Consider the following 5,828-nt stretch of genomic DNA (forward strand, 5'->3'; position numbering starts at 1 on the left):
CCCGCGAAGGCGTCGGCGGCGGAGAAGGCCGTCGCGCGTTCGGTGATGGCGCGGGTGACCGGATGAAGCGCGTCCGGATTCCCGGTGATGAGCGGGCGGATCGCCTCCCAGCGCTCGGCCACCCACGGCCCGTCATAGAGGAGGGCGGCTGTCGCGAAGAACGGCGTGAGATCGACCGGGACCGGGGTCGCGCCCAGGGCCTTGAGGTCGGCGAGCGCCGCATCGAAGGCGGCCTCGGAGAGCGCATCGCCGGCAAAGCGGCGGCTCGGCCCGTCCGGCACGCCGACCCTGAGCGGCAGCGCCCCCGGCCGCCCGACGGGCACGGCCCGCGAGAACGGATCGGCAGCGTCGAACCCGGCGAGCGCAGAGAAGCCCGCGAAAGCGTCCTCGGCGGTGAGGGCGAAGACCGAGACGCAATCGAGGGTGCGGCAGGCCGGCACGACGCCGCGCGTCGAGAGCGCCCCCAGGCTGGGCTTGAGCCCGACGATGTGGTTGAGCCCCGCCGGCACCCGGCCGGAGCCGGCGGTGTCGGTGCCGAGCGCCAGCGGCACCAGCCCGGCCGCCACCGCGACCGCCGAGCCCGACGAGGATCCGCCGGGCACCAGCGCCGGGTCGAGGGCGTTGCGCGGCACGCCGTAGGGCGAGCGCACGCCGACGAGTCCGGTGGCGAACTGGTCGAGGTTGGTCTTGCCGATGACGAGGGCGCCGGCCTGCCGCAGCCGCGTCACCACCGCGGCATCCTCCGTCGCGACCGTCGCGTAGTCCGGGCAGGCGCAGGTGGTCGGCAGGCCCGCGACCGCGATGTTGTCCTTGACGGCGACCGGGATGCCGTGGAGCGGACCCGCCGGCAGGCTCTCGGCCTCCGCCACCACCTCGGCCTCGGGCCGCAGGGTGATGAAGATCGCCGGGTCGGCCTGCGCCACGATGCGCCGGTAGACCTCGCGCATGGCGGCGGCAGGGGTGAGCGTTCCCGAGGCGTAGGCCTCCCGGTAATCCGCGAGGGTGAGGGGGAAGGTGCTCACGCCGGAACCTCGTCGATCAGGCTGACATGGGCGGCCACGACCCGCCAGCCCTCGGGCAGCCGGGCCCAGGACTGCATCTGGCGCCCGACCTTGCCCGGATGCGCCTCGCGCCAGAACAGCGTCGAGGCGGTGGCGAAGTCGCGCCCGAAGGTGGTGATGACCGTCTCGCCGATGCGCCGCTCGACCCCGATCGGCGAGCGCGCCCGGCGGAAGGCCCGGATCGCGTCCATGCCGTAGAGGTTCTCGGCCGTGCCGTACCGGATGGTGCGGGGATCGTCCCAGAACAGGGCCTCGAGGGTCGGCACGTCGTTGGTGACGAGGGCGGTCTCGTAAGCCGCGAAGGCCGCCTCGACCTCGGCTTTGACGTCGGGATGGTCGATGTCCATGAGGATGGTCCTTTCAGGCCTGTTTGGCGGTCGTGGCACGTATTCAGGCTGTCCTATCGACAATTCTCCACGTCATCCCGGGGCCGCGAAGCGGAGCCCGGGATGACGACGGAGGGGATCAAGTCTGCCGGAGACGTCTATTCCGCCACCGGCGCCGCCCCCACCCCCGCCGCCTCGAGCGCCCCGGCGACCCGCAAGGCCAGGTCTTCCCGCCACGGCGCCGCGATGACCTGCACGGCGAGCGGCAGCCCGTCGCCGACCCGCACCGGCACCGCCACGACCGGCAGGCCGATGAAGGAGATCGGCTGGGTGAACACGCCGATATTCGGCCGCGCCGGCACGGTGACGCCGTCGAGCTCCATCGTCGCCTGGCCGATCCGCAGCGCCCGGCAGGGCGTGCAGGGGGCGAGGATCACGTCGACCTCATCGAACAGGGCCAGCACCCGCGCCCGGTACCAGCTGCGGAAGCGCTGGGTGCGGTGCACCCAGGCGGCGGGAATCGTCGTGCCGGCGATCAGCCGGTCGCGCACCGCCGGGTCGTAGTCGCCGGGGCGCTCCCGCAGGCGGTCGAGGTGGAGGCCGGCCGCCTCCGCGGCGGTGATGATGAAGGCCGCGGCGCGGGCCCGCGCCGCTTCCGGGATCTCGATGCGCCGGGAGGCGCCCAGGGCCTCGGCCGCGCGCGCGACGGCCGCGAAGCAATCCGGCTCGCCACCCCGGGCGAAGTAGCCGCCGGCCACCGCGATGCGCAGGCCCGTCGCGCCCTGCGCCAGCGCGTCCGTGACCGGCTCGACGGGGCGCGGCGCCTGCCAGGGATCGTCGGGATCCTCGCCCTGCATCGCGTCGTAGGCGAGGCCCAAATCGGCGACCGAGCGGGCGAGCGGCCCGAGATGATCGAAGCTCGCGACGAACGGGAAGGAACCGGCCCGCGACAGCCGGCCGAAGGTGGGCTTGAGCCCGAAGGTGCCGCAGAACGCCGAGGGCACCCGGATCGACCCGTTGGTGTCCGAGCCGAGGGTGAGGGGCACCAGCCCCGCCGCGACCGCCGCCCCCGAGCCGCCCGACGAGCCGCCGGTCATCCGCTCCCGGTCGTGCGGGTTGCGCGAGGGGCCGTCATGGGCGTTCTCGCCGGTGAAGTCGTAGGCGTATTCGCCCATGTTGAGGGCGCCGACCAGCACTGCGCCGGCCTCTTCCAGCCGCCGCACCAGGGCCCCGTCGCGGGGGCTCGGCGCACGCTCGCGGTTGATCTTGGAGCCGGCGCGGGTCGCCAGTCCCGCGACGTCGAACAGGTTCTTGACCGCGAAGGGCACGCCGGTGAGCGGGCCCGGCGCCTTGCCGGCGGCGAGACCCGCATCGATCTCGGCCGCCCGGGCCCGGGCGCGCTCGGCCGTCACGTCCGTGAAGGCGTTGACCCCCGGGTCGATGGCGGCGATCCGCGCCAGGGCGGCCTCGACCGAGGCCGAGGCGGTGAGCCGGCCCGCCGCCACGGCGGCGGCGATCCCGGCGGCGGTCTCCTTCACGCTCATCTCCGCCATCCTCATGCCCGGAAGACCGGCGCCGGCTCGACGGTGTCGTCGAGGGGGAAGTCGAGAACCAGCTTGGCGGCGGCGGCCGTCGCCTTGACGCTGGCGATCACCGTCTCGCGCCATTCCGGCGCCATCGCGATGCCGACCAGCGGCATCATCGCGTCGACGACCGCGCCGGCGGATGCGTCGTCGAGGGGGAGGGGAGGAGAGGGGGGAGGTGTCGTCATGGTCGAACCTCAGAATGGGGTCGAGGCAGTGAATCGGAGTCTTGCGACGATCGGTTCATTCCCAATCGCAACCTCATCCTGAGGTGCGACCGGAGGGAGCCTCGAAGGAGGGCTCCAGAAGTCTCAGGGATCACCGGAGCCCTCCTTCGAGGCTGTGCGACCTTCGATCGCCCGGCACCTCGGGATGAGGTTCAGGGAGGAAGGAGCGACGATGCGCAGGCCCCCTCACACAGGCGGCTTCGGGATCGCCGCGAGCAGCGCGCGGGTGTACTCGGCCTGGGGTGCCTCCAGCACGGCGGCGGTCGGGCCCTCCTCGACGATCCGGCCCGACCGCATCACGATCACCCGGTCGCACAGCATCCGCACCACCTGGAGGTCGTGGCTGACGAAGAGGTAGCTCATCCCGAGCGCCTGCTTCAGGTCGGCGAGCAGGTTCAGCACCAGAGCCTGGACCGAGACGTCGAGGGCCGCGGTCGGCTCGTCGAGGATCACGAGATCGGGGGAGGGCGCGATGGCGCGGGCGATGCCCACCCGCGCCTTCTGGCCGCCGGAGAGCTGGTGCGGGAAGCGGTCCAACAGATCGACCGGCAGGCCGACGAGGCGGGCCAGTTCCTCGCAGCGCGCCCGGATCGCGTCGGCCCCCCGCACGGTACGGAAGCGCAGGAGCGGGTCGGCGATGGCCCGCGCGGCGGTCCAGCGCGGGTTGAGGGATTCGGTCGGATCCTGGAACACCATCTGGATCTTCGGCCGTAAGCGGTGCTTGGCGAAGCGCGCGGCCGGCACGCGGCCGATCTCCTCGCCGGCGAAGACGATCGAGCCTTCGGTAGGGTCGAGGAGCCGCATCACCATCGTCGAGGTGGTGGACTTGCCGCAGCCCGATTCGCCGACGAGGCCGACGCTCTCGCCGCGGTCGACCGTGAAGCTCAAGGAGTCGACCGCCCTGAACGGCGCCTCGGCGGCCTTGCGCGAGAGCAGGGCCTTCGCCTTCGGATAGGCCTTCACCAGACCCGAGACCGTGAGGAGCGGCGCCCCCGCGGCGTCAGCCCGCTCCGGGGCCGCGGCCGGCGCGCCCGCGGGCAAGAGGTCGCGCAAGGTCACGCCGGGGCGCGGCGTCGCCTGCATCAGCTTGCGGGTATAGGGGTGGGCGGGTGACCTGAAGATCGTCGCCGCCGGCGCCGTCTCGACGACGCGGCCCTGCTCCATCACCACGATCCGGTCGCAATAGGTCGCGGCCAGCCCGAGATCGTGGGTGATGAGCACCGTCGCCATGCCGCGCTCGCGGGTGAGGTCGGTGACGAGGTCCATCACCGCCTTCTGGGTCGTCACGTCGAGGCCGGTGGTCGGCTCGTCGGCGATGAGGAGCTGCGGCCGGCAGGCGAGCGCCAGCGCGATCACCACCCGCTGGCACATGCCGCCGGACAACTCGAACGGATAGGCGTGATAACGCTCGGCGGCGCGGGCGATCTTCACCTGTTCGAGGGCCGCGATGGCTTTGGCCTTGGCGTCGCCGGAGCCGGCCTCGGCGTGCTGGCGCAGCACGTCCTCGATCTGGTGGCCGACCTTGCGGATCGGGTTGAGAGCCGCGCGGGGATTCTGGAAGATCATCGAGATCTCCCGCCCGCGCAGGTCGCGCATCTGGCGCTCGGACGCCGACCGCAGGTCGATGCCGGAGAAGCCGACCTCGCCCGCGGCGATGCGCCCGGCCCGGTCGAGGATGCGCATCACCGCGTAGGAGGTGACCGACTTGCCCGAGCCCGACTCGCCGACGATGCCGACGGTCTCCCCCTTGGCGACCGTCACGTCGACCTGGCGCACCGCCTGGACCTTGCCGCGGCGGGTCGCGAACTCGACCGTGAGGTCGCGGATGGCGAGGAGCGGGATCGCGGTCATGTCCGCCTCTGGGGATCGACGATGTCGCGCAGGCCGTCGCCGATGAGGTTGAAGCAGAACACGGCGAGCATCAGGGCGAGGCCGGGAAAGAGGGCGATCCACCATTCCCCGGAGACGATGAAGCCGGCGCCTTCCGCCACCATGATCCCCCATTCCGGGGTGGGCGGGCGCACCCCGAGCCCGATGAAGGAGAGGCCCGCGGCGTTCAGGATGGCGTAGCCCATGGTCAGCGACATCTGCACCATCATGATCGGCAGGATGTTCGGCAGGATGCCGGTGAGCACGATGCGCAGGTCGGTATTGCCGGTGAGCCGCGCCGCCATGACGAAGCCGGCATTGCGCCGTTGCGCGGCTTCCGCGCGGGCGAGGCGCGCATAGAGCGGGAAGTTGATGATCGCGGTGGCCAGCACGATGTTGCCGACCGTGTTGCCGAGCGCCGCCACGATCCCCATCGCCAGGACGAAGAGCGGGAAGGCCATGATGGTGTCGGCGAGCCGCCCGACGATCCGGTCGGTCCAGCCGCCGAAGAACCCGGCCATGATCCCGGCGAGCCCCCCGGCGACGAAGACGAGCGCCACCGAGAAGACCGCGATGGCGAGATCGAGCCGGGCCGCCACCACCACCCGCGAGAGGATGTCGCGCCCGAGCTGGTCGGTGCCGAAGGGGTGGGCGAGCGACGGCGCCTGGAGGGCGGCGCCGGTGTCGGAGGCGAGCGGATCGTAGGGCACGAGCGAAGGCCCGACGACGGCGCAGGCGACGAGGCCGAGGAGCAGCGCGAAG

At 72.5% G+C, this 5,828-nt stretch carries 6 protein-coding genes; all 6 read right to left on the reverse strand.

Features of this window, described 5'->3' with window-relative positions:
* On the reverse strand, nucleotides 1–1,022 hold a 1,022-nt coding region (locus VQ03_RS28385), incomplete at its 3' end, for an amidase family protein (protein WP_048454275.1).
* Nucleotides 1,019–1,408: an oxalurate catabolism protein HpxZ gene (gene hpxZ, locus VQ03_RS28390; RefSeq protein ID WP_048454276.1), complete on the reverse strand. Its 390-nt coding sequence runs from the start codon at nucleotides 1,406–1,408 to the stop codon at nucleotides 1,019–1,021. The genes VQ03_RS28385 and hpxZ, both read right to left, overlap by 4 nt.
* Nucleotides 1,409–1,545: 137 nt before the next feature.
* Nucleotides 1,546–2,940, reverse strand: coding sequence for an AtzE family amidohydrolase (locus VQ03_RS28395; protein WP_425350108.1), 1,395 nt, complete (start codon nucleotides 2,938–2,940; stop codon nucleotides 1,546–1,548).
* A gap of 2 nt (nucleotides 2,941–2,942) precedes the next feature.
* On the reverse strand, nucleotides 2,943–3,158 hold the full coding sequence (locus VQ03_RS32325; protein ID WP_048454277.1) for a DUF4089 domain-containing protein: 216 nt from the start codon (nucleotides 3,156–3,158) through the stop codon (nucleotides 2,943–2,945).
* Between the two features lie 225 nt (nucleotides 3,159–3,383).
* Nucleotides 3,384–5,048, reverse strand: coding sequence for a dipeptide ABC transporter ATP-binding protein (locus tag VQ03_RS28405; protein ID WP_048454278.1), 1,665 nt, complete (start codon nucleotides 5,046–5,048; stop codon nucleotides 3,384–3,386).
* Nucleotides 5,045–5,828 (reverse strand): ABC transporter permease (locus tag VQ03_RS28410; RefSeq protein WP_048454279.1); only part of this gene is annotated, 784 nt, incomplete at its 5' end. The genes VQ03_RS28405 and VQ03_RS28410, both read right to left, overlap by 4 nt.

Origin of the sequence: Methylobacterium tarhaniae, assembly GCF_001043955.1 — a bacterium.
Classification (GTDB): Bacteria; Pseudomonadota; Alphaproteobacteria; order Rhizobiales; family Beijerinckiaceae; genus Methylobacterium; species Methylobacterium tarhaniae.

Coding starts and splice junctions, on each gene's coding strand:
- hpxZ (WP_048454276.1), bottom strand. CDS start 1,408: ATGGACATCGACCATCCCGACGTCAAAGCCGAGGTCGAGGCGGCCTTC.
- VQ03_RS32325 (WP_048454277.1), bottom strand. CDS start 3,158: ATGACGACACCTCCCCCCTCTCCTCCCCTCCCCCTCGACGACGCATCC.
- VQ03_RS28405 (WP_048454278.1), bottom strand. CDS start 5,048: ATGACCGCGATCCCGCTCCTCGCCATCCGCGACCTCACGGTCGAGTTC.
- VQ03_RS28395 (WP_425350108.1), bottom strand. CDS start 2,940: ATGGCGGAGATGAGCGTGAAGGAGACCGCCGCCGGGATCGCCGCCGCC.